This window comes from Phyllobacterium sp. YR620, assembly GCF_900104165.1.
Classification (GTDB): domain Bacteria; phylum Pseudomonadota; class Alphaproteobacteria; order Rhizobiales; family Rhizobiaceae; genus Phyllobacterium; species Phyllobacterium pellucidum.
In genome coordinates, this window is the sequence record NZ_FNJP01000006.1 from 270,483 (window position 1) to 292,060 (window position 21,578).

At 60.3% G+C, this 21,578-nt stretch carries 18 protein-coding genes; 5 read left to right on the top strand and 13 right to left on the bottom strand.

Features of this window, described 5'->3' with window-relative positions; translation table 11 throughout:
* Positions 1-46: 46 nt before the first annotated feature.
* From BLR72_RS19635 to BLR72_RS19655, 5 genes are all read right to left on the bottom strand, one after another.
* Positions 47-1,477, bottom strand: coding sequence for an amidohydrolase family protein (locus BLR72_RS19635; protein WP_091951229.1), 1,431 nt, complete (start codon positions 1,475-1,477; stop codon positions 47-49).
* Positions 1,470-2,558, bottom strand: a complete 1,089-nt coding sequence (locus tag BLR72_RS19640) for an amino acid ABC transporter permease (protein WP_210183742.1) — start codon at positions 2,556-2,558, stop codon at positions 1,470-1,472. The genes BLR72_RS19635 and BLR72_RS19640 overlap by 8 nt, the downstream gene beginning before the upstream one ends.
* Before the next feature lies 1 nt (position 2,559).
* Complete coding sequence (locus tag BLR72_RS19645; protein ID WP_091951231.1) at positions 2,560-3,732, bottom strand: amino acid ABC transporter permease; 1,173 nt, start codon at positions 3,730-3,732, stop codon at positions 2,560-2,562.
* A gap of 79 nt (positions 3,733-3,811) precedes the next feature.
* Positions 3,812-4,843, bottom strand: coding sequence for an amino acid ABC transporter substrate-binding protein (locus tag BLR72_RS19650; RefSeq protein WP_091951233.1), 1,032 nt, complete (start codon positions 4,841-4,843; stop codon positions 3,812-3,814).
* Positions 4,844-4,954: 111 nt separating this feature from the next.
* Positions 4,955-5,668: an aspartate/glutamate racemase family protein gene (locus BLR72_RS19655; RefSeq protein WP_091951235.1), complete on the bottom strand. Its 714-nt coding sequence runs from the start codon at positions 5,666-5,668 to the stop codon at positions 4,955-4,957.
* A 255-nt stretch (positions 5,669-5,923) separates the two neighbouring features.
* Between BLR72_RS19655 and BLR72_RS19660 the strand changes: the two genes are divergently transcribed.
* The gene (locus BLR72_RS19660; RefSeq protein WP_081815898.1) at positions 5,924-6,634 is read left to right on the top strand and encodes a GntR family transcriptional regulator; all 711 of its coding nucleotides are present in this window, start codon (positions 5,924-5,926) and stop codon (positions 6,632-6,634) included.
* A 34-nt stretch (positions 6,635-6,668) separates the two neighbouring features.
* Here BLR72_RS19660 and BLR72_RS19665 read toward each other — a convergent pair whose 3' ends face one another.
* The 6 genes from BLR72_RS19665 to BLR72_RS19690 all read right to left on the bottom strand — a co-directional run bounded on the left by BLR72_RS19665 (position 6,669) and on the right by BLR72_RS19690 (position 14,110).
* On the bottom strand, positions 6,669-7,331 hold the full coding sequence (locus BLR72_RS19665) for a flavin reductase family protein (protein WP_091951237.1): 663 nt from the start codon (positions 7,329-7,331) through the stop codon (positions 6,669-6,671).
* A gap of 41 nt (positions 7,332-7,372) precedes the next feature.
* Positions 7,373-8,815, bottom strand: a complete 1,443-nt coding sequence (locus tag BLR72_RS19670; protein ID WP_091951238.1) for an amidohydrolase family protein — start codon at positions 8,813-8,815, stop codon at positions 7,373-7,375.
* Between the two features lie 10 nt (positions 8,816-8,825).
* Positions 8,826-10,529 carry a dipeptide ABC transporter ATP-binding protein gene (locus BLR72_RS19675; RefSeq protein WP_244506766.1) on the bottom strand — a complete coding sequence of 568 codons (1,704 nt, stop codon included), beginning with the start codon at positions 10,527-10,529 and terminating at the stop codon, positions 8,826-8,828.
* Positions 10,530-10,540: 11 nt separating this feature from the next.
* Positions 10,541-11,440 (bottom strand): ABC transporter permease, encoded by a 900-nt coding sequence (locus tag BLR72_RS19680; protein ID WP_091951242.1) that lies wholly within the window; start codon positions 11,438-11,440, stop codon positions 10,541-10,543.
* Complete coding sequence (locus BLR72_RS19685) at positions 11,440-12,405, bottom strand: ABC transporter permease (RefSeq protein ID WP_091951244.1); 966 nt, start codon at positions 12,403-12,405, stop codon at positions 11,440-11,442. Before BLR72_RS19685 ends, BLR72_RS19680 begins: the two co-directional genes overlap by 1 nt.
* Before the next feature lie 133 nt (positions 12,406-12,538).
* Positions 12,539-14,110 carry an ABC transporter substrate-binding protein gene (locus BLR72_RS19690; RefSeq protein WP_091951246.1) on the bottom strand — a complete coding sequence of 524 codons (1,572 nt, stop codon included), beginning with the start codon at positions 14,108-14,110 and terminating at the stop codon, positions 12,539-12,541.
* Between the two features lie 136 nt (positions 14,111-14,246).
* Between BLR72_RS19690 and BLR72_RS19695 the strand changes: the two genes are divergently transcribed.
* The 3 genes from BLR72_RS19695 to BLR72_RS19705 are packed head-to-tail and all read left to right on the top strand — an operon-like array spanning position 14,247 to position 18,323.
* On the top strand, positions 14,247-15,611 hold the full coding sequence (locus tag BLR72_RS19695) for an amidohydrolase family protein (protein ID WP_091951248.1): 1,365 nt from the start codon (positions 14,247-14,249) through the stop codon (positions 15,609-15,611).
* A gap of 32 nt (positions 15,612-15,643) precedes the next feature.
* A complete protein-coding gene (locus BLR72_RS19700) occupies positions 15,644-16,840 on the top strand; it encodes an amidohydrolase family protein (RefSeq protein ID WP_091951250.1) in 1,197 nt (398 codons plus the stop codon).
* Positions 16,830-18,323, top strand: coding sequence for an amidohydrolase family protein (locus BLR72_RS19705; protein WP_091951252.1), 1,494 nt, complete (start codon positions 16,830-16,832; stop codon positions 18,321-18,323). Before BLR72_RS19700 ends, BLR72_RS19705 begins: the two co-directional genes overlap by 11 nt.
* Before the next feature lie 474 nt (positions 18,324-18,797).
* On the opposite strand, the gene BLR72_RS19715 is transcribed toward BLR72_RS19705, so the two are convergent.
* Both BLR72_RS19715 and BLR72_RS19720 read right to left on the bottom strand, forming a co-directional pair.
* A complete protein-coding gene (locus BLR72_RS19715; RefSeq protein ID WP_091951255.1) occupies positions 18,798-19,481 on the bottom strand; it encodes a 3-oxo-tetronate 4-phosphate decarboxylase in 684 nt (227 codons plus the stop codon).
* A complete protein-coding gene (locus BLR72_RS19720; protein WP_091951333.1) occupies positions 19,481-20,479 on the bottom strand; it encodes a LacI family DNA-binding transcriptional regulator in 999 nt (332 codons plus the stop codon). The genes BLR72_RS19715 and BLR72_RS19720 overlap by 1 nt, the downstream gene beginning before the upstream one ends.
* A gap of 154 nt (positions 20,480-20,633) precedes the next feature.
* Here BLR72_RS19720 and ltnD point away from each other — a divergent pair, with 154 nt between their 5' ends.
* Positions 20,634-21,563, top strand: coding sequence for an L-threonate dehydrogenase (gene ltnD / locus BLR72_RS19725; protein ID WP_091951257.1), 930 nt, complete (start codon positions 20,634-20,636; stop codon positions 21,561-21,563).
* The last annotated feature ends 15 nt before the right edge of the window (positions 21,564-21,578 follow it).

The window sequence follows — 21,578 nt, forward strand, 5'->3', positions numbered from 1 at the left end:
ACAGTTGCTTCTGCGCACGCGATGCCGGGCGATATCATAAAAATCGTTATTTGACGGCAAGCGAGAGCCTTGCGCCTTTGCGAAACGCCGACCCGCCTGAACTGCTTCGTGCAATCATCCGCTTTTGCGCGTCCTGCAATTCGCGGACGGCCCCCTGATAGTCGAGATTGGCCACGGCGTGATTGCGGACGACGGCAGATCCGTCGACAAAGACATCCCGGACCGCACGATCGGCTGCGCAGTGCAAAAGATTACGCAGGGGATCATGCACAGGCTGCATGCCGGGCGTCGCGATGTCGATCAGGACCAGATCAGCCTTGGCTCCGACTTCAAGCCTGCCAATATCGTCCCGTCCAAGCGCCTTGGCGCCGCCGATCGTTGCCGCATTGAAGACGCCTTGCGTATCGATTTCCGCGAAGTTGCGCCCGGCGATGCGCGCGCAGATCAGCGCCTGGCGCATCTCTTCGAGCATATTGAATGGATAGCTGTCAGTGCCGATCCCGATGGTCACCCCCGCGCGTTGATAGGCGCCGATCGTTTCAAGCGTCATGCCGCTGCGCGCAAAAGTTACCGGGCAGTGGGCAACCGCTGTCCCAGTCTCGGACAGGCGGACAATGTCGTTGCGGGTGCGCTGGCGCGTCCAGGAATGGTGATCGGCAAAAATGCAATGGCCGAGGATGAGATCGGGACCGAGTACGCCGATCGCGTCGAGATGCTGGATTGCGGTGCGACCGTGGCGCCGCAAGAGTTCCTCATGCTCCGTCATGGTTTGCGCCGCATGGATGGTAATCGGCGCGCCTCGCCGGCGCGCCTCGTCGGCGGCTTCGGCCATAAGTTCCGGCCGGCAGGTCTCGATCTGCGAGGGCGCGACCACGCCCTGAAGCCGGCCGCTCTCGTGGGCACTGATTTCGTCGACGAGCGCCAAGGCCTGCCGGAATCGATCGTTCCCCGCTGCATCGTCCCAGTCGAAATCCAGGCGGTGGCTTTCGACGACGCGCCACTGCGCCTGGCGAAATCCCGGAGCCAGATATCCGCGCAAGCCGCTTTCCGCCATGGTCGAAATCCAGCGCGGATGATCGCCCGCAATGTCGAGCATCGTCGTCACACCGCTGCGCATCAGATCGCCAAGCATGACAGTCTGCGCCGCGGCCTGCGCGTCCTCATCCGCACCGAGCAAGGCCGAAAATTCGTAAAGCGCATTGCCCCAGAGTGCGGGCGTGCCGGCATCCTCGAACAGTCCCTTGGCGAGCGGCTCGTCGCCTGAATGGCAATGAATATTGACGAGGCCGGGCATAACCATGAGGTTCGTCCCAGAAATCTCCTCGTTTATCGCACCGACGTAATGGCCGCCGACTTGCATAACCCCCGCGCTAGAGAAAGCTACGTCACCGTCATTCATGTAGATGTGAGCATCGGTTTCCGCGTCCCAGGCGACAATCCAGGCAGCGTCCCGGATGACAGTAACTTTCTCAGTCATGACCAACTCTAAATCTCCCTTCAAGAAAGCGGCTGTAGGCGCCCATGATGGCGCTGAAAACGAGGTAGACAAAAGCCGCAAACACATAACCTTCGAGCACGGCAATACCCTGCCACTGAGGATCGCGCATCGCTGCGCGTACCGTGTCGAGGAAATCGAGAAGCCCGACGATCGTCACGAGCGTCGTATCCTGGAAAAAGCCGATGAACAGCGACACAAGCGGCGGAATGACGATCTTCAGGGCTTGCGGGAGAACGATAAGGCGCATCGTCTGCCAGTAATGCAGTCCTATTGCCGAGGCAGCCTCGACCTGCCCCTTGGGCAGCGCCTGCAATCCGCCGCGAACGACTTCAGCGATATAGGCGGCGGCAAAGAGAATGATTGCGACCTGCGCCCGCAACAGATTGTCGATGTTGACGCCAGTCGGCAGGAAGAGCGGCAGCATGACCGAAGCCATGAACAGAATGCTGATCAACGGGACGCCGCGGACGAGCTCAATGAAGACAACGGCAAGGACACGGATGGCCGGCAGGTTTGACGCGCGCGCAAGCGCCAGCAGCACGCCGAGCGGGAAGGCGCAGACGAGACCGACGGCAGACAGCATGAACGAAAGCGGAAGGCCGCCCCATTTGGACGTCGGCACATAGACAAGGCCTGCAAATCCACCGAGCATAAGCCAGAAAATGACGATGCACGCCGCGGCACCGAGTACGAGGAGCCGGCGCCCCCAGAACATCGGGATCATGGCGATGCCGCATGTGCCGAAGAACATCAGCAAGGCAAGAAGCGGCCGCCACTGTTCTTCGAAGGGGTAGAAGCCGAACAGCATGAAGCGCATCTTGGCAACGAGGAAGGGCCAGCATGCCCCGCCCTGCTGCTGGCAAACAGCAGGCGCTCCCGTAAAGACAGCATCTACCAACAGCCAGGCGATGACATGCTTCAGTGCCCAGGCGATGATGAGGATGCAGCCGACGGTGATAGCGCCATTGACCGGCGTGCCGAAATAGGGCTTGAGCTTGCTCTTCAGGGAGAGCGAGGGCCGATAGCGCTGAACGGAGATGGAGACGTCTTCTGCGGTCATGTCACCTCTCCCGCAATGCGACGCGCGCATTGTACCAGTTCATGAACAGCGAGATGGTGATCGAGAGGCTGAGATAGACCAGCATGAACAGGGCGATCGGCTCTATTGCCTGCCCGGTCTGGTTCATTGTGGTGTTGGAAACCATTACCACGTCGGGATAGCCGATGGCTATCGCCAGCGACGAGTTCTTGAAGACGTTGAGATAGGCGCTCGTCATTGGTGGAATGATGACGCGCAGGGCCTGGGGCAAGATGACCAGCCGCATGATACGCGAGGGTCTGAGCCCGAGCGCGGCCGCGGCTTCACGCTGGCCCTTGCGGATCGAAAGGATGCCGCTGCGGACGATCTCGGCAACGTTGGCCGATGCGCTGAGGGCGAGCCCGACGAAGAGAGCGACAAACTCGGGCGTTAGCTGCGCACCACCAGCGAGGCGAAAGCGGCCGAGTTCCGGCAGGCTGAGATCGAGCTCGGGACGCAGGATTAGCCAGGCGACAAGCGGTGGAATGGCAATGATTGCGCTGATGAGCGGCCAGTTGGACTGGTCGGTCCCACTTTCAATACGCCGCAGCCGAAGATGGCGCGCATAGAGGTAGGTCAATCCGCAACCAAACAGGAATGCCGCTGCGATCATCGTGTGATCGTTGCTCCAGGCGATGGATGGAACTGCGAGGCCGCTATTGCTGAGAAAGACGAACGGCAGAAGCTGCAAGGCCTCGCGGACCGGCGGAAGGATGGTGACGATGACCGCATAGCAGAGAAACAGCAACAATAGCAGCGGGACGTTGCGCAGAGCCTCGACATAGAGGAGCATCAGACGGGCGAATAAAGGGTTGGACGAGAGCCGGCCAATCCCCACCAGAGTGCCGATGATCGTGGCGGCAACCGATGCGAGGATGGAGACGCGTATCGTGTTGAGGATGCCGACAAGCAGCGCCCTCGCATAGCTGTCGGATGGCTGATAGTCGATCGGCGATTGGCTGATGACGAATCCAGCCTCACGCCAGAGATAGGAAAAGCCAGTGGCGATGCTTTGCCGTGCAAGATTCTCCGAAACGTTATTGAAGAGATAGAGGCCTGCGGCAACGACGCTGGCGACGCACATGCATTGATAAAGAATGCCCCGCGTCCGCTTATCGCGGAAATTCAAGCGGAACGGTGCCTGCGCGACACGCATCGAAGCCTCCCAGCATGCAAGATCCGATTGAAATGGATGAGCCGATGCGGAGATTTATCCCGCACCGGCTCGCTTTAGCTCAGCGGAACGGCGCCGCGTAAAGCAGGCCGCCATTGGTCCATTGATTATTGGGACCGCGGGTCAGGCCGAGGGCGGTTTTTTCGCCAAGATTGCGCTCGAACATTTCGCCGTAATTGCCTACGCCCTTGATGGCATTGTAGAGCCACTTGTTGTCGAGGCCGAGCATGGGTCCAAGATCCCCGGTCACGCCAAGCATGCGCTGGATCTCAGGGTCTTCGCTCTTTGTCTTGTCGTCGATATTGGCTTGGGTAATCCCCTTCTCTTCCGCGGCAATGATGCCATAGGTGGTGAAGGAAACGATATCGCGCCAATTGTCGTCGCCCTGCCGTACGGCCGGAGCAAGCGGTTCCTTCGAGATCGTATCCGGGAGGATGATGTAGTCGGCCGGGTTCTGGGCGACAGCGCGAATGGATGCGAGATCGGAGCGATCACTGCTCAGCGCGTCGCAACGCCCGGAGAAGAATGTGTTGCGCAGTTCATCGGGATTTTCGAAGACGACGGATTCAAACTTGCCGTTGTTGGTGCGGAAGAAATCGGCAAGGTTCTGTAGGGTCGTCGTGCCCGGAAGAATACAGATCGCTGCATCGTTCAATTCCTTGGCGCTCTTCACGCCAAGCTTGGCCGGAACCATGATTCCCTGTCCGTCATAGAAGACGGTCGGTCCGAAATCGAGCCCGAGCGACGCTTCGCGCGAAAAAGTCATCGTCGTCTGGCGCGAGAGAATGTCGATCTCGCCCGACTGAAGCGCCTGAAAGCGCGTATTGATGTTGGTGAGAACGAAATCGACCTTGTCAGGCGACCCGAAGACTGCGGCAGCAACAGCGCGGCACACATCCGCATCGAAGCCCTGCATGACGCCCTTGCTGTCTGCGTAGGCAAATCCGGCGACATTCATCGAAACACCGCAAATGAGTTTGCCGCGCTTCTTGACCGTGTCGAGTGTCTGTTGTGCTGAGGCCGACGTACTGCCCATCGCAGCAAGAGCCGCCAGCGACGCGAATACAAAACTCCTAACCCATTTTGATTTCATTTTGTTCCCTCGTGTTTGTATTTTTGTATACGATAATCACACTTATTGCATCCTGTCACGCACTGATTTTGCCGGGCGAATGGTCTTCCCGGTTGCCAAAATCAGCAGCGTTCAGAATCTCCGAGTTCTCGATTGCGCCGGTCGCCGTAGGCCGGCCATGGCCTCGGCCTGAACGAGCCCCGCATGGAATGAACAGACGAGCGGAAGATCCCATTCCGGCTGCAGATCTTGAGCAATTCCGGCGAGCGCAGCCCCGCCAATGATGACGACATCAGCGCCCTGCTCCCGGATTGCCTTGTCAACGAGCACTCGCACCGCACTGCGCGCCTCCGCGGGCCGCGCGGCCAGATCGAGCGCCCTTCCCGGAATGGCGTACATGCCGCAGCAGCGATCTTCCAGCCGCTGCTGGCGCATCAGTTCGCGCAACATTCCCGGCCAGCGCTCGCCGATGGTTACGATCGCAAAGCGTTCACCGAGCTGCAAGGCAGATACAATGGAGGCTTCCGCCATGCCGACGACAGGGAAATCAAAGACTTCCTTGGCGGCTCCGATGCCGGGTTCACCAAAACAGGCCAACAGACAGGCATCGTATTTATTGTCGCTGGCCTCGGCCAAATGTTCCTTGACTGTATCGATGATGGCATGAGCCGCGACCGCCGCACTTTCGCGATCGCTGATATACTCAGCGCCAAACCGTGCGGTGAGCGCTGTGACATTGCGTTCGGATGGCAGCATGGCGCGCGCCTGATCACGCAACCGTTCGGTCAGGGCCAGGTTGGTATTACCATTGACAATCAGGAGTTTCGAACTCTGACTCTCAAGCATGGCCAGCCCTGCCGGAAGCTGCGCTCGTCGCCCGCCGAATGAAGATTACGCTTGTCCCTGGCGATGCCGTGAACATGACCGTGTGCTCCCCCTATTCCCGCTGCTTATGGTCGAATGCACCGGGCCTCTTTACGAAGACTATATACCGCTCGCGAAAAATAGTATACAAAAATAAATCGAAATAGCATACACTATTGCCAATTCACGGATTCCGTCTGATACGATATAAGTTGGTGATCAACAGATGGGTTGCACATGAACGAACAGACCTTGACCACCGGTAAAAAGCGCCAGCGTCTCCCAAGCAGCAATACAATGTATGAAGCCTTGCGGCGGGCGATCATCGAGCGCGCCCTGCGCCCCGGCGACAAATTGCCGGAGGACGTCATCGGCGATCGCTTCGGTGTCAGTCGCACCATCGTGCGAAGCGTGCTTGGGCGTTTGCACGGCGAGGGTTTGATCGACCTGAAGCCAAATCGCGGCGCGACCGTGGCTCAGCCGACGCTCGAAGAAGCCTATGACATCTTCGAAACGCGGCGGAGCCTCGAACGCGATGTGGTGCGCCGCCTCGTCGAGCGCATCACACCGGCAGAGATCAAGCGCCTCAAGGACCATGTTGCGCGCGAGGAAACCGCCCGCACCCAGGATTCACCCGACTCGATCCGGCTCGCCGGCGAGTTCCACATTCTTCTCGCGGAGATGGCGGGCAATGCCGTAACGGCACGCTACGTAAACGAACTCGTGTCGCGCTGTTCGCTCATTCTCGCCCTTTATGGCCGGCCGCACTCTTCGGACTGCGCGGTCAACGAGCATCTTGAAATCGTTGCCGCTTTGCAGAAGGGCGATAGCGAGAGGGCTTTTGCCGTCATGGATCATCACCTTGAGGCGGTCACCGAACGCGCTTTGCTGACGTCAAGCAATCACCAGCGCGATATCCGGTCGATATTGGACGACTATGTGAAATGATGCCATTCCCGGCAAAGGGAATGGCACGGTTCTATCAGGAGGCCTTCGCCTCGATAGTCGTCTCGATCTTTGCCTTGTAATCGGCCACCGACATGGTCTTCAGCTCGAAATAATCGCGCGTCGTCGCATAGCCATGCCCGCCCATGCGGCCGACCGCATCGAGCACCGTGGCATCTACGTAGAGCTTATCGGCGTCGATAGCATTCTCGTGGAAATGCGCGTAGACGACCTCTCCAAGCACGATTTCACGGCTTTCACCGATATTGAGGAATGAATGCAACCGGCATTCCAAAGCTGCGGGCGCTTCGGCGATACGGCCAGCCGCGATAGCTTTACCTGGCGCAATCGTCAGACCTGCCTCGGCGATCTCGTCGACGCTCGCGTCAAAGGGCACTGCGCAGATGTTCATCTCGTCCATGATCGATCCCGATACAACATTGACCGTGAAGCAGCCGGTGTCCCTTATGTTGCGAACCGTATCCTTGGAATGGCCGCTCGGCGAATACTCAACCCCAAGCGCGACAATGGCGGGGTCCGACGAAAGGCAATTGAAGAAGCTGAATGGCGCTGCGTTGGCGCGTCCCTCGCGGTCGACGGTGGATACCAATGCGATCGGGCGGGGAACAACTGTGCCGATCAGGATCTTGTACCGTTCACGCGGCGTAAGGGTATTGAAATCAAAGGAAACGCTGTTCATCGGAAGTCTTTCAAAAGGTTGATGGTTGTACGACACGCCGCTCATTCGATGAGATCGGTGTCGCGGGCATGGCCCCAGAACATGGGTGGCGTGCGAACGAGACCGTGCAGATCGAGGCGCTCGATCATGCGCTCGGTTTCGCGCTGCGCCGCATCGAGAACGGCATCCTGATCGACATGGACGGGATTGCGATCCCGCAACAACACGCGGCCGCCGACAAGGACTGTGTGAACGTCATTGCCATTGGCGAAATAGGTGACGCGGAACTCCGGCATGTTTGCCGGATAAAGATGCGGCCGTCGCAGGTCCAGGAGGATTATATCGGCCTTCTTGCCGGGCTCGAGCGAACCGATTTCGTTGTCGAGACCAAGTGCCCGCGCGCCGTCGATCGTGCACATTTCGAGGACCTTGCCCGGCGGCATCCAGCTCGGGTCTTGGAAATGCGTCCGGTGGTAATGCATGCATTGCTGCATGTGACGAAACATATCGGCCGAGCGGTCCGGCGCCGTTGCGTCGGATCCCATTGCAACGAGCACACCAGCCTGCATGAGCTCGGGCACCGGGCAGCGGGCGAGGATCGAGGCAATCGCACTCGGATTGTGAACGATGCGCGTATCGGTGCGCGCGCAGATCGCGATCTCATCGTCGTCAAGCCCGGTCGCGTGCGAAAGCAGCGTCCGCGGTCCAAGGATACCGATTTCGTCGGCAATCCGCACGCTCCCCTTGGTATGGCCGTCCTGCATGAAGACCAGTCCGCGTTCCTCGGCGAAAGTCTTTACGGCGCGCGATTGGGAAACAGCATCATCGGCGCCCGGCGCGTCCAGATTTTCCTGATGCAGGGTCGGCGTCAGCATGGCGACGTGAAGACGTCCTTCATGGCTATCGTGCCAGCGCCCGGTCAACTCCTCGCAGGTAGCAAACTGCTGCTCGAACGAGACGGGGTAATCGGTCCGTTCAGAACCCTTCCAGCGCGCATAGGTCAGGGGATGAGGTGGTCGGGTCGTGCCAACCGCGACGACAGAGCGTGTACCGATGCCAAGGACGCCTTCCATATGTGCGTCGCCATACACTGCTTCGTCCGTCCGCATGACGGAATCACCGCCGCCGAGCAGTGAAACGCCGGTCGTCACACCGAAGCGCAGACGCTCCAGCGCGGCAAGCTGGGCCTCGGCATGCCAGAACTCCGGGGTCGAGCCGACCGTATAGGCGCCCTGGCAGGCGCGGTACCAAAGGTCGCTGCGCCCGCCGCCGAGGGTCTTGATAAGGCCGTGGCCGGCATGGGCATGGCTGTCGACGAGTCCCGGCATGATGGCCATGCCGCGCGCGTCGATGACTTCACGGGCAGGATGATTGCGCGCTACAATATCGGTCGGACCGACGGCGACGATACGATCGCCCTCGATCGCCACCGCGCCGTCAGCAATGATGCGCCGATCCAGATCGATGGCGATAACGGTTCCGTTTTTTATGAGAATATCTGCCATTGCCTGGTCCTTATGCGGCGGTATTTTCGGCTTTGAGAATACGGTCGAGCGAGGGCGCGAGGCGCAAAAGCTCACGCGTATAATCGTGCTGCGGGGATGAGAACAGCGTCTCGGTTTCGGCGAGTTCGACGATTTCTCCGCCCTTCATGACGGCGACGCGGTCGCACATCTGCCGGATCACAGCGAGGTCATGGCTGATGAACAGCATGGAAAGGCCGGCAAGATCGCGCAGATCCTTCAACAGGTTAAGAAGCTGCGCCTGTACCGAGACATCGAGTGCCGAGGTCGGCTCGTCGCAGATCAGCATTGAAGGCTGCGGCCCGAGGGCCCGGGCAATCGCGATGCGTTGGCGTTGCCCGCCGGAGAATGCATGCGCGAACCGCTCGCCCGACTGGCCGCTCAGCCCGACAGCCTCAAGCAGGATGGATGCGTCTTCACGGGCCTCGGCAGCGTTGGAAGCAAGTTCGTAGAACAGAATGGGCTCAGCGATTGCGGCATTGATCCGCAGGCGCGGGTTGAGGGCTGAATAAGGGTCCTGGAACACCATCTGCATTGACTGGCGGACGGATTTTGTCCTGCGGGCCTCCAGGGCAACTCCCTGGAAATGCACGGAACCTGAAGTCGGGGCAACGAGCCCGGCGATGGTATTCGCAACCGTCGTCTTGCCGCAGCCGGATTCGCCGACGAGGCCGAAAATCTCGCCGCGCTTGACGTCGAACGACACGCTCTTTACGGCCTTGAACGCTGTCCTGCGGCTTGGCAGAAACGAACGCTGGCCATATTCGACGCAAAGTTCGCGCACCGCCAGCACCGGCTCATCACCCCTGCTCTCCGCGGCCGACCTTGTCTTGCCGCGCACCGCCTCGCGCGCCTTGAGTGTTGCGGGCGTCTCTTCGCTCGGGACCGGCAGTCGCTCCAGCCGGTGTTCGATTGGCGGCACCGCAGCGATCAGCGTGCGTGCATAGGGTGCCTTGGGCGACGTGAGAACGCCGCGCGCCGAACCGCTTTCGACAACGCTGCCGTTCTGCATGATTGTCACCCGGTCGGCAATTTCCGCGACGACACCCATATTGTGCGTCACGAGGAGCACGCCGACGCGCCGCTCGTCGGCAAGATCACGGATGAGCTTGAGAATTTGCGCTTGCACCGAAACGTCGAGCGCCGTGGTCGGCTCGTCGGCGACGATCAATCGCGGATCGCAGGCGAGCGCCGTGGCGATGACGACGCGCTGCCGCTGGCCGCCGGAGAGCTGATGCGGGTAGCTTCCAAGGCGGCGTTCCGGTTCGGGAATGCCGACTGCCTTGAGAAGATCGAGCGCACGTGCGCGGGCTTCCTTGCGGCTGATCTTCAAATGGGCAAGCATCCCCTCGCAGAGCTGGCTTTCCACCGTGAACAGCGGGTTGAGGCTGGTCATGGGATCCTGGAAGATCGCGCCCACGTCTCGGCCGGGAACGATGCCTTCGGTGCGACCGGTGCGCGTGTTGATCTGCTTGCCGGCGATGGAAATCGACCCGCCCGCGATGCGGCCTGGCGCCTGCAGAAGACCCATCAGCGCATTGCCGACCGTGGTCTTTCCAGCGCCGGACTCGCCGACCAGCGCATGGATTTCGCCGGGGCGGATGGTCAGATCGATATCGTTGACGGCGACGAGCGTGCCGCCATTGGTGAGCGGATACTCGACCCTGAGGTTCTTGATGTCGAGTACAGGTGGCATTTGCGTGTCCATCAGTGCGCCATCAGTTTGGGGTTGAAGCGGTCGCGCAGGTAATCGCCGATCACATTGACCGCGAGTACAAGCACAACGAGGACGGCAGCGGGCATGACCGCAATCCACCAGAGGCCCGAGAACAGGAACTGGTTGCCGATGCGGATCAGCGTGCCGAGCGAGGGATAGGTGGCGGGCATGCCGGCGCCGAGGAACGACAGCGTCGCCTCGGTGAGGATGGCGCCAGCCAGGTTGATCGTCGCAATCACCATCACCGAACTCATCACATTCGGGAGGATGTGACGCAGCATGATGCGGCGCGACGGAAGTCCGATCACCTTGGCGGCACGCACATAATCGCGCGCGTTCTCCACCATGGTCGAGGCACGTACCGTGCGGGCATACTGGACCCACTCATTGAGGGCGATGGCGCAGATAAGGATGACCGGGGCCCACTCGGACACCCTCGCGCCACTCAGCTGCGCGCGGGCGACACCGCTGATCAGCAGTGCGACGAGGATCGTCGGAAAACTGACGAGTACGTCGCCGACACGCATCAGGATCGTATCGATGATCCCGCCGAAATAGCCCGCGATCAATCCAAGGGTGACACCGATAATCGCGGCGAGCAGCACCGCCCCGATGCCGATGATGATGGAAATACGCAGGCCGAATAGGATAACCGATACAAGATCGCGGCCCTGATTGTCCGTGCCGAGCAGAAAGCGCGGATCGCCGCCGTCCATGAAGGAGGGCGGAATTTCCATATCGATGAGCGAATAGGATGAGACGTCGCGCGGATCCATCGGTGCGATCAGCGGAGCGAAAATCACGAGTACAATCATCGTGGCGAGCACAAGGCCGGCAATGATGACCGAGATCGGCGGCAGTCGGTGCTGGAGAAAAGCGCGCGTTGTCATCACTTCGTCCTCAATCGCGGATCGATGAATGTGTAGAGAATGTCGACGACCATGTTGATCATGACGAACAGGAAGCCGACGAAGAGGAGGTAGGCGGCGAGAACCGGAACGTCCGGATAGCCAACCGCATTGGTGAAGAGTAGGCCCATGCCCGGCCACTGGAACACTGTCTCGGTGACGATGGCGAAGGCGATCAATTGCCCTATCTGGAGACCCGTAACGGTCACGACGGGCATCAATGCGTTGCGCAGAGCGAGCCGCCCGTAAATATGCGAGCGCGGCAAGCCGCGGGCAAAGGCGAAGCGGATATAGTCGGACGAAAGGACGTCGATCATTTCCGAGCGGACAAGGCGCATGATCAGCGTCAGCTGGAACAACGCGAGCGTGATGGAGGGCAGGATAAGCGATTTCAGACCCGAAACGGTGAGGAAGCCGGTCTGCCAGCCACCGAGATTGACCAGTTCGCCGCGTCCCGACGAAGGCAGCCAGCGCAGGTTGACGGCGAAAATCAATATGAGAAGCAAGCCCGTCACGAAAGTCGGCATCGAAATGCCGACGAGCGTTGCCGACTGGATGGTACGCGACAGAAATCCCGTGGGCTTCAATGCGCAGACCACGCCGAGCGGAATGCCGAGCGCCAGCGACATCACCGTCGCGACCAGCACGAGTTCCAGCGTCGCCGGCAGCCTGTTCATCAATAATTCGGCGACGGGCTGCTGGTAGCGGAAGCTGGTGCCGAGATCGCCGTGCAGGACACGGCCGAAAAACTCGACGAACTGAATGAGCATGGGTTTGTCGAGGCCGAGCGCTGCGCGCAGCGCATCCTTTTCGGCCTGGCTTGCCCCTTCCCGCACCATCATCGCGACAGGATCGCCGACGAAGCGGAACATGATGAAGGCGACGGCTGTGACGGCGATCATAACGAGGATCGCCTGAAAGAGCCGCATAGAAACAATTTTGATCATCGGACCATGCCTTCCATGGAGCGCGAAGCAGCTTCACCGGCCCTTCGCGGATGCGCCTCTAAGCCCTAAAGGGACCAGCGCAGCGGTTCCAATTGGCGAGGCACGTGCCGCATGTGCGGCACGTGCCACCAGTTTAGTTCATGTGTGCGAACCACGGGCGAACATATTCGTCCGGGAATTGCGGCATGTCGACCTTGTCGCTCATCGCCCAGGCGACCGGCTGCTGATGCAGCGGCAGATAGAGCACCTCGTCGTGGGTGATGGTGAAGGCTTCCTTCAACATCGCGACGCGCTTGTCCTGGTCGAGTTCGGTCGATGCCTTGCGAGCCAGTTCATCGATTTTCGGGTTCGACAGGCCGTTGGAATTGCTGCCACCGAACTTGCCGTCGGTGGTGGCAAGCAGGGCCTGCAGGACGCTGTAACCATCCATCGGCGGAAGCGACGCCCAGCCGAGCATGTACATGTCGAATTCGCCCTTATCCATGCGCGGGAAATAGGTGGTCTTGCTCTCGACACCCACATCGGCCTGAACGCCGATCTTCGCCCACATCGACGCGATCGCAAGGCAGATCTGCTCGTCGGCGATATAACGGTCGTTGGAGCAGTTCAGGCCAACCTTGAAGCCATCGGGATATCCGGCTTCGGCAAGAAGCGACTTCGCCTTGTCGATATCGTAGGCAAGCGGGGCATCGATGCCTTCGTCATACCCGGTGACGGGCGGCGCCACCATCATGCCGGTCGTGCGGGACTTGCCGCGCATGAGCCGCTTCTGGATCGTTGCCAGATCGACTGCGTGCCACAGCGCCTGGCGAACCTTGACGTCGAGGAGCGGATTGGGCTTGCCGGGTTCGGCGTGCAATTCCTTCTTCCAGTTGAAGCCGAGGAAAATGACGCGGAGGGACGGATTCTCCACCACCTTGAAGCCCTGCGTGTTGGCGACGCGGTCGATGTCCTGCAGCGGGACCGGGGCGATCATGTCGAGTTCGCCGGAAAGCAGCGCGGCAACGCGGGTCGCGTCGGACGCGATGGGGCGGAATTCGACGCTCTTCAGATTGTGTTGCGGCTTGTCCCACCACTCTTCATTGACTGCAAACACGGACTTCGAATCCGGCTCGTAGGTGACGAGCTTGAAGGGACCGGTGCCATTGGCATGGTTGTTTGCATATGTCGTGACGCCGGTGGATGTGTTGCCGGGCTTCAGCGCGTTATGCTCTTCCATCCATGGCTTGCTCATCATGTAGATCGCGGCCAAATCGTTGAGGAGCAGCGGATAGGGGCCGCTCAGGATAAGATCGACCGTATAGTCATCGACCTTCTCGACACCGATGACGGCCGAAAGATTTTCGCGGTTGCGCGCACCTGGATCGATCTGGCGCTGGATCGTCGCGACGACGTCGTCCGCGTTGAAGGGCTGGCCTTCGTGGAATTTCACACCCTGCCGCAACTTGAAGCGCCAGCGATCAGGAGCAACGACTTCCCAGGATGTCGCCAGGGCAGGCTCCAGTTGCAGCTCCTTGTTACGGCGCACCAACGGATCGAAAACCATGTGGTGGACGCTTTGGGTAAAGCTGTCGACCTGAGCGTTCGGATCGTAGGAAATGACATCGCCGGCGGACGACCACCGCAGTGTCTGAGCCACGGAAGGCATGGTCATCGACACGACAAGCGCGAGACCGGCCAATAATGTCTTGAGATATTTCTTCACGGGGTATCTCCCATTTTGTATACACATGTTCCCGCTATTATGGTACACGGATTGTACACAATTTCAAGGTGACAATTTCACTTTTCGCTGATTTGATGTCACCGACATGCACTTCAACATTGGGGAGCCAAATAGAATGGCCAATGCATTGCTCATCGAGAACGGCGTCATCGTCACCATGGATGGCGATGGCCGCATCATCGAAGGCGGCAGCGTTCTGATCGAGAACGGTATTATTACATCAGTTTGCAATGGACAGGTTGTAGATGTCGACGCCGAACGCATCGACGCGCGCGGAATGGTCGTGATGCCCGGCCTGATCGACACTCACGCGCATGCCGGACACACCTTGACCAAGGGCCTTGGCGACGATTCGGAACAGTGGATGAACGTCACGGGCCGTATCTATGCGAGTGCTGTGGATACGGAATTCTGGACCGCAGAAGCATGCCTTTCCGCGCTGGAGCGCATAAAATGCGGCACGACGACCGCAGCGCTGCTCTTTGGCGGTGGTCCAGATATCATGCGCACGGAAGGCCCTGAGGCTGCGGAGGCCCATCTGGCGGCGGTCGCCGACATGGGCGTGCGCGAGATCTTGGCTGTTGGCCCGAACCGGCCAACGTCCCGACACGTGTATACCGACTACGCGGTTGGCACTGGCCGGGAAATTGCGGTATCGCCGTCAGAGCAATTGGCAGTCTGCGGCCGCCTCATCGACGCATGGGCCGGACGCAACGATTTGCTTCGCCTTGCGATTTCCCTGCCGGTGTTCACTGCCAGCGAACTTGAAGACGAATCCGTATACAAGATTTCGGCGGATGCGCGCGACATGGCGCGTGAAAAAGGCGTTTTGCTGGTTCAGGACGGGCACCGCGAGGGCTCAATCGCAGCCAACGCCACGCGCCTGGATCTCTTCGACGGACATTCACTGCTCGCGCACTGCATCGAGCTGACCGAGGCGGACATCGCGGTCTTGAAGCAAACCGGGGCGAAAGTCGCACACAATCCAAGCGCGCTCATGTCGGTATCGGGACGCTGTCCCGCACCGGAATTGATGGAACAGGGCGTCACCGTTTCGCTAGGCACCGATGCCGCCGCGCCCGACCGTCCATTCGATATGTTCCGCAACATGTTTCAGGCGCATCGTTACCATGCGCGTCACTTGCGTGACGATACGGTGCTGCCGCCCATGCAACTTCTTGCGATGGCAACGATTGAAGGCGCGCGCGCACTTTCGATGGAAAACGAAATTGGTTCGATAGAAGTGGGAAAGCGCGCCGATATCATTCTCGTGAATATGCGCCAGCCGCATTTGTGGCCGCCGGTCAACCCGGTGCAGCGGCTTGCCCGCTTCGCCAATGGCGCTGACGTCGATACGACGATTGTCGGTGGACGCGTCCTTATGCGTGGACGCAAACTGGTCGATCAAGATGAGAATGCCATTCTGGAGCGAGCCGAAACCGCGTTTCATCGGATGAGCGCGCGCTTGCCTGCGCTCTGACCGTGACCGCCTTCCATTAGCTGGAGTTACTGATGACCACTGACCTTATCATTCGCAACGTTCGCCCGCTCGGCGCTGCGCCAACCGACCTTTTCATCCGCGACGGTCGCTTTGTCGAGGCTGCCGCACACAATGGCACGGATGCAATCGACGCCGGCGGACAAATCGCCCTTCCAGGACTGGTTGAAGCCCACACGCATCTCGACAAGACGCTGATCGGCATGGACTGGTATCGTAACGAGGTAGGCCCGACACGCAACGACCGTATCCTTGCCGACCGCAGGGCCAAGCGTGAGCTGGGCATTGACGCACAACGGCAATCCGCCCGCCAGATCATACAGACACTGCCCTTCGGCGTTACCCATATTCGCACCCATGTCGATGTGGACACGGAGATCGGCATCGCCAACGTCCAGGGCCTCGTAGCAACGCGCGCGGCCTTTGCAGGTCTTGTCGATGTGCAGATCGTGGCGTTTCCGCAAAGCGGCATGCTGGTCCGCCCCGGCACATTGGCGCTGATGGAAGAAGCGCTCAAGGCTGGTGCCGATATCGTCGGCGGCATCGATCCGGCATCGATCGACCGCGATCCGGTGCGCCATCTCGATGCAATTTTTGCGCTTGCCGATCGTCACAGCAAACCGATCGACATCCACTTGCATGAGCCGGGTGAGCTTGGCGCATTCTGCCTCGAACTCATCATCGAGCGGACGCGCGCGCTTGGCCTGCAAGGCCGGGTGATGGCCAGTCACGCCTACTGTCTCGGCACGCTCGATGCGAAGCGGCAGGGAACGCTGATCGATGCGCTCGCTGCGGAAAAGATTGCCGTCATGACTGTCGGCAGCCCCTCTGCACCTGCACTGCCACTGAAGCTGCTGCGCCAATCGGGCGTGATTGTCGCCTCGGGATCTGATGGCATTCAAGGGACGTGGGAGCCTTGGGGCAGCGGCGACATGCTGGAACGGGCCAAATTCCTTGCCCAGCGCAACGGCATGACCGCAGACGCCGATCTCGAGGCAGCCGTGGAGGTCTGTACGTTTGGCGGCGCGAGCGGCATCGGACTGCGCGACTACGGCCTCGCACCCGGTTGTCACGGCGATCTCGTTCTCGTTGCGGCGCAAACGCCGGCTGAGGCTGTTGCCCTCACCCCGCATGAGCGCACTGTCATTCGCGGTGGTCGTATCCTCGTGCGCAACGGTCAATTGAGCGAGGACCTGCCGCATGTCGATTGAACCGGAAAAGAACCAGGGCTCAGAAGGTCCGGTGCTCTTGACGGCGCGCTGGATCGTCGGTCACGCCGACGGGCGGCACGTCCTCTATGAAAACGGTGAGGTCGTCTATGACGGGAACGAGATCATCTTCGTAGGCCAGCACTATGCCGGGCCCGTGAGCCGGCGCATCGATTATGGCATGGCGCTCATCGGACCTGGCTTCATCGACCTCGATGCGCTTTCCGACCTCGACACCGGCGTCCTCGGCCTCGATCACCAGCCGGGCTGGAAGAAGGGCCGGGTTTGGCCGCGCGACTACGTTAACGCCGGGCCGGTGGAGATGCTCGATCCGGACGAACTGGCATTCCAGAAACGCTATGCCTTTGCGCAACTCATCCGCAACGGCATCACCACGGCATTGCCGATCGCTTCGCTGTTCTATCGCGCCTGGAACGAGACGACCGACGAATTTGCATCTGCGGCCAACAGCGCCGGCGAATTGGGCTTGCGCGTCTATCTCGGGCCTGCTTTCCGGGCCGGTCATTCGGTTGTCGAGGAGGACGGTAGTATCGTCGTCGAGATCGATGAAGCGCGGGGGGCCGAGGGGCTTCAGCAGGCTATTGCATTCTGCCAGGAACATGAGGGGCGACATGGCGGCCTCGTGCGCACGATGCTGGCGCCGGACCGGATCGAGTTCTGGACCGAAGGCCTTTTGCGGGAGACGGCGGCCGCCGCTCGCGACCTCGACGTGCCCCTGCGCCTGCATTGCTGCCAGTCGGAATTCGAGGTCAACACCATGCGCGAGCGCTTTGGCACAACTTCGGCGCGTTGGCTGCAGAGCATCGGATTCCTGGGTGAGAAGGTACTCTTGCCGCATGGTACGAACGCCGAGCGCGCGGACCTTGACCTCATCGCAGCGTCCGGCGCGACGCTTGTTCATTGTCCGATCGTGATGGCTCGTCATGGGGTGGCGCTCGACAATTTTTCCGACCTGCGACGCGCCGGATTGCGTATCGGCATGGGCACAGACACCTGGCCGCCCGACATGGTACTCAACATGCAGGTCGGGCTCATGCTCGGACGCGTGATGTCCGGCGATACGGCGCGCCCAGCATCCACCGATCTTTACGATGCGGCGACAACCGGAGGCGCCGATGCGCTCGGCCGAAGCGACCTCGGACGTTTGTGCAAGGGGGCTAAGGCCGACATTGTCGTCTTCAACCTTGGGGCGGATCATCTCGGTCAAATAACGGATCCGATCGCCGGACTCATGACTTCGGTAAGCGGCCGCGATGTCGACACCGTCGTCATCGATGGGCGGACGGTCATGCAAAATGGCATCATACCGGGCTTCGACTTCGAAGCGGCGCATGGACGGGCCCAACGCCAGTTTGAACGTCTGGTTGCGCGCTATCCGGAACGGACCTGGAGCCACCCACCGGTCGAGGCGATCTTTCCGCCCTCTTATCCAACCATTCGTTCAACCGGAGTTGCGAAAGAGTAACAACCAGATTTTTCCGCTGGGGATTGGCCACTCAAGGCTACCACCAGAGGTCGCAACTCCCGGATAAAGATGATAGTTAGCAAAACATCAACTCGATTCCGGGAGTGCCGAAATGAGATTTGCCTGCTACGTTGTGATGACCGCCGTGCTTGTCTTCGCATCTTCGTGCACAACACCCGGCATGGATACCAATCTCGCCAGCACCTCGCTGCGCAACTCCATATTCGACGAGTGCGGTTGGGCGGCGGAGTCATCCACGCTCGGTGGCCTGCTTCCCAAAATCTCGTCAGGCCGGGACGGCTTTCATCGGATCACCGTAGAGGTATGTACGGCTGCCAGGAGCGCGGGCACCGCGCCCGGAGAAACCGCTACCGTGAGTGTTGAAGGAAAGTCTGTGCGCGGGCGATTCTTACTGCCGGGCGAGAATCCCTAGAGGCGGCGGCAAACCGCACCGCCGGGCGGCATGCCTGGAAATCAATCGTCAGGATCGTGCGGGTGCCCGTGGTCGTCGACAATCGGCAAGTCAAGTTTGAACTCCCGCACGAGGTCTTTTACTTGCGCCGGGGTCAGGTAGCGCGGATTTAGGTTCCTCAGCATGAGGTAAAGCTTGGCGCCCTCCTCAAGTTCCTCGGTGGCGAAAACCGCGGCCTCGAGAGTATCACCGGCAACGACCGGGCCATGATTTGAGAGAAGCACCGACGCATATTTGCCGGCAAGACCACGTATTGCATCGGCAACAGCCGGATCCCCCGGTCGATAATAGGGTAGCAGCGCAATCTGACCGGCGCGCATGAGACAATAGGGCGTCATCGGCGGCAATGCTGCGCGCGGGTCGATTTCGGGAAGCATCGACAGTGCGACAGCGTTCGTTGAATGAAGGTGCACGATGGCACGCGCGGCCCCACGCGTTTCGTAGAGCGCGCTGTGCAGCGGGATCTCCTTGGTTGGTTTATCGCCCGAAACGTGTCGACCGCCAGCGTCGAGGTGCGCGAGCCTGGCGGGATCAAGAAACCCGAGCGAGGCATTGGTCGGCGTGACCAGCCAGCCGCCATCATCAAGCCGAACCGAAATGTTCCCCGAGGAACCCGGAGTTAATCCTCGCTCGAAGAGCGACCTGCCATATCGGCATATATCTTCCCGCAAACGCGCATTGGACATCAGGCTGTTTCCCCTTCAATCAATTCAAAGCCGAGGTCGATGACCTGCGACGGCGCGTCGTCAACCACCAACTGCGCCGCCACCTGGCCAATTGTAACGCGCGGGGTGAGCAGGGTCGAAAGCCGCTGCGGGGTGGCACGGCCAATATCGAGCCCATTATAGCCGAGGATCGCAAGGTCGTCGGGCACCATTATCCCGTGCGAAAGACAATGGAAGTAGCCACCGAGCGCCATGTCATCGTTGGAAAAGTAAACGGCATCGACGTCGGGGGTTCGTGCAAGCAGTTGTTCCAGCCCTATTCTTCCGTTTTCCACGGACGATGGCCCGGCATGAATCTGCCGGTCGGCGAGTGGAGCACCAGCTGCGCCCAGCGTCTCACAAAAGCTCGCAAAGCGCTTGCTAGCCCTTGTGTCGCGGTTAAGGTCATGCCCGACGTAACCGATACGCCGATAGCCACGCTGCAGCATGAAATTGGCGCTTTCCCGCCCGGCCGCGTGATTGGAGAAACCCACGGCGAGATCAAGCGCGACACCGTCTATATCCAGCACCTCGACGACGCGGCATTTTGCGGCGCGCAGCATCTTGACAGTGCCGTCCGCATGCTCGTAGCCCGCCAGCATCACCGCTGTCGGCCGCCAGGCAAGCATTGAGGCGACCAATGCTTCCTCCTTCTCAGGATCATAGTCCGTCACCGCGAAAACTGCCTGATAGCCATGGTCTTCGAGCGTAGCACTCGCGCCGCCCAGCACATCCGTGAAGACGATGTTCGAAAGCGATGGGATAACGAACGCCACGAGCCGCGAGCCTGCCGATGCCAGCGTGCCGGCGATCCTGTTTGGCACATAACCGAGGTGCTGGACCGCCGCCAGGACACGGTCCCTGGTCTTGGTGGTAAAGGAGCCGTGATTACGCAGGACACGTGACACTGTGCTCTCGCCGACGCCGGCCGCCTTGGCGACTTCGGCCAGGGTTACACCTTCCTGCTGCTTGAATTCCATGCTTCCTTGTTCCATTGCCGCGCGCCGCACTGGTGCATTCTCCCGTCTTTCCAGCACTAATCAAGATATTTTGGCAGCGCTACCAATTTCGATTGGCAGCGCTGCCAAAATGCAATACCGTGCCTGCGTGACGTGAGCCCAGGGAGGCATCGTGATGGTATCACTGCCGGACAATGCAAGCGCAGCATCGAAGATTGCGGTGATCGGTCTCGGTTCGATGGGCTTTGGCATGGCGCGATCGCTGAAACGCGCCGGCCTCGACGTCACCGGATACGACGTTGAATCCGCGACCGTCGAACGTTTTGTTGCCGAAGGCGGGCTTGGCGCGCGCACCCTCGCGGAGGCGGTAAAGGATGCCGACATCGTCGTTTCAGTCGTGGTGAATGCGGTGCAAACCGAGTCGGTTCTGTTCGGGCCGGAAGGCGTTGGCCAGGCAATGCGGCCAGGGGCAGTTTTCGTCTCGTCGGCGACAATGGATCCGGCCTTTGCCCGTGGTTTGGCAAAGCGGGTCGAAGCGCTCGGCCTTCACTACCTCGACGCCCCGATCTCGGGGGGAGCAAGCAAGGCCGCGTCGGGCGAGCTGACCATAATGGCCTCCGGCTCGAAACAGGCTTTCGCAACCGCGCGCCCTGCCCTCGATGCCATGGCCGCAAGGGTCTACGAACTCGGCGAGGAAGCCGGAACCGGCGCAGCATTCAAGATTATCAACCAGTTGCTCGCCGGCGTTCATATCGCGGCCGCATGTGAGGCCATCACATTCGCTGCCAAGCAGGGACTTGACCTTGGCAAGGTCTATGAGGTCATCACGGCATCTGCCGGCAATTCATGGATGTTCGAAAATCGCGTCCCGCATGTGCTTGCCGGCGATTATACCCCGCTCAGCGCCATCGAGATTTTCGTGAAGGATCTTGGTATCATCCAGGATATGGCTCGTGCGGAGCGCTATCCGGTACCGTTGGCGGCGGCGGCGTTGCAAATGTATCTCGCCGCCTCGGGAGCCGGCATGGGCCATGACGACGACTCGTCCCTTGCCCGCCTTTACGCGCAGCTCTCGGGCGCCACCCTGCCGGCAGCGGCAAAGTAATTGCAGGATCAAACG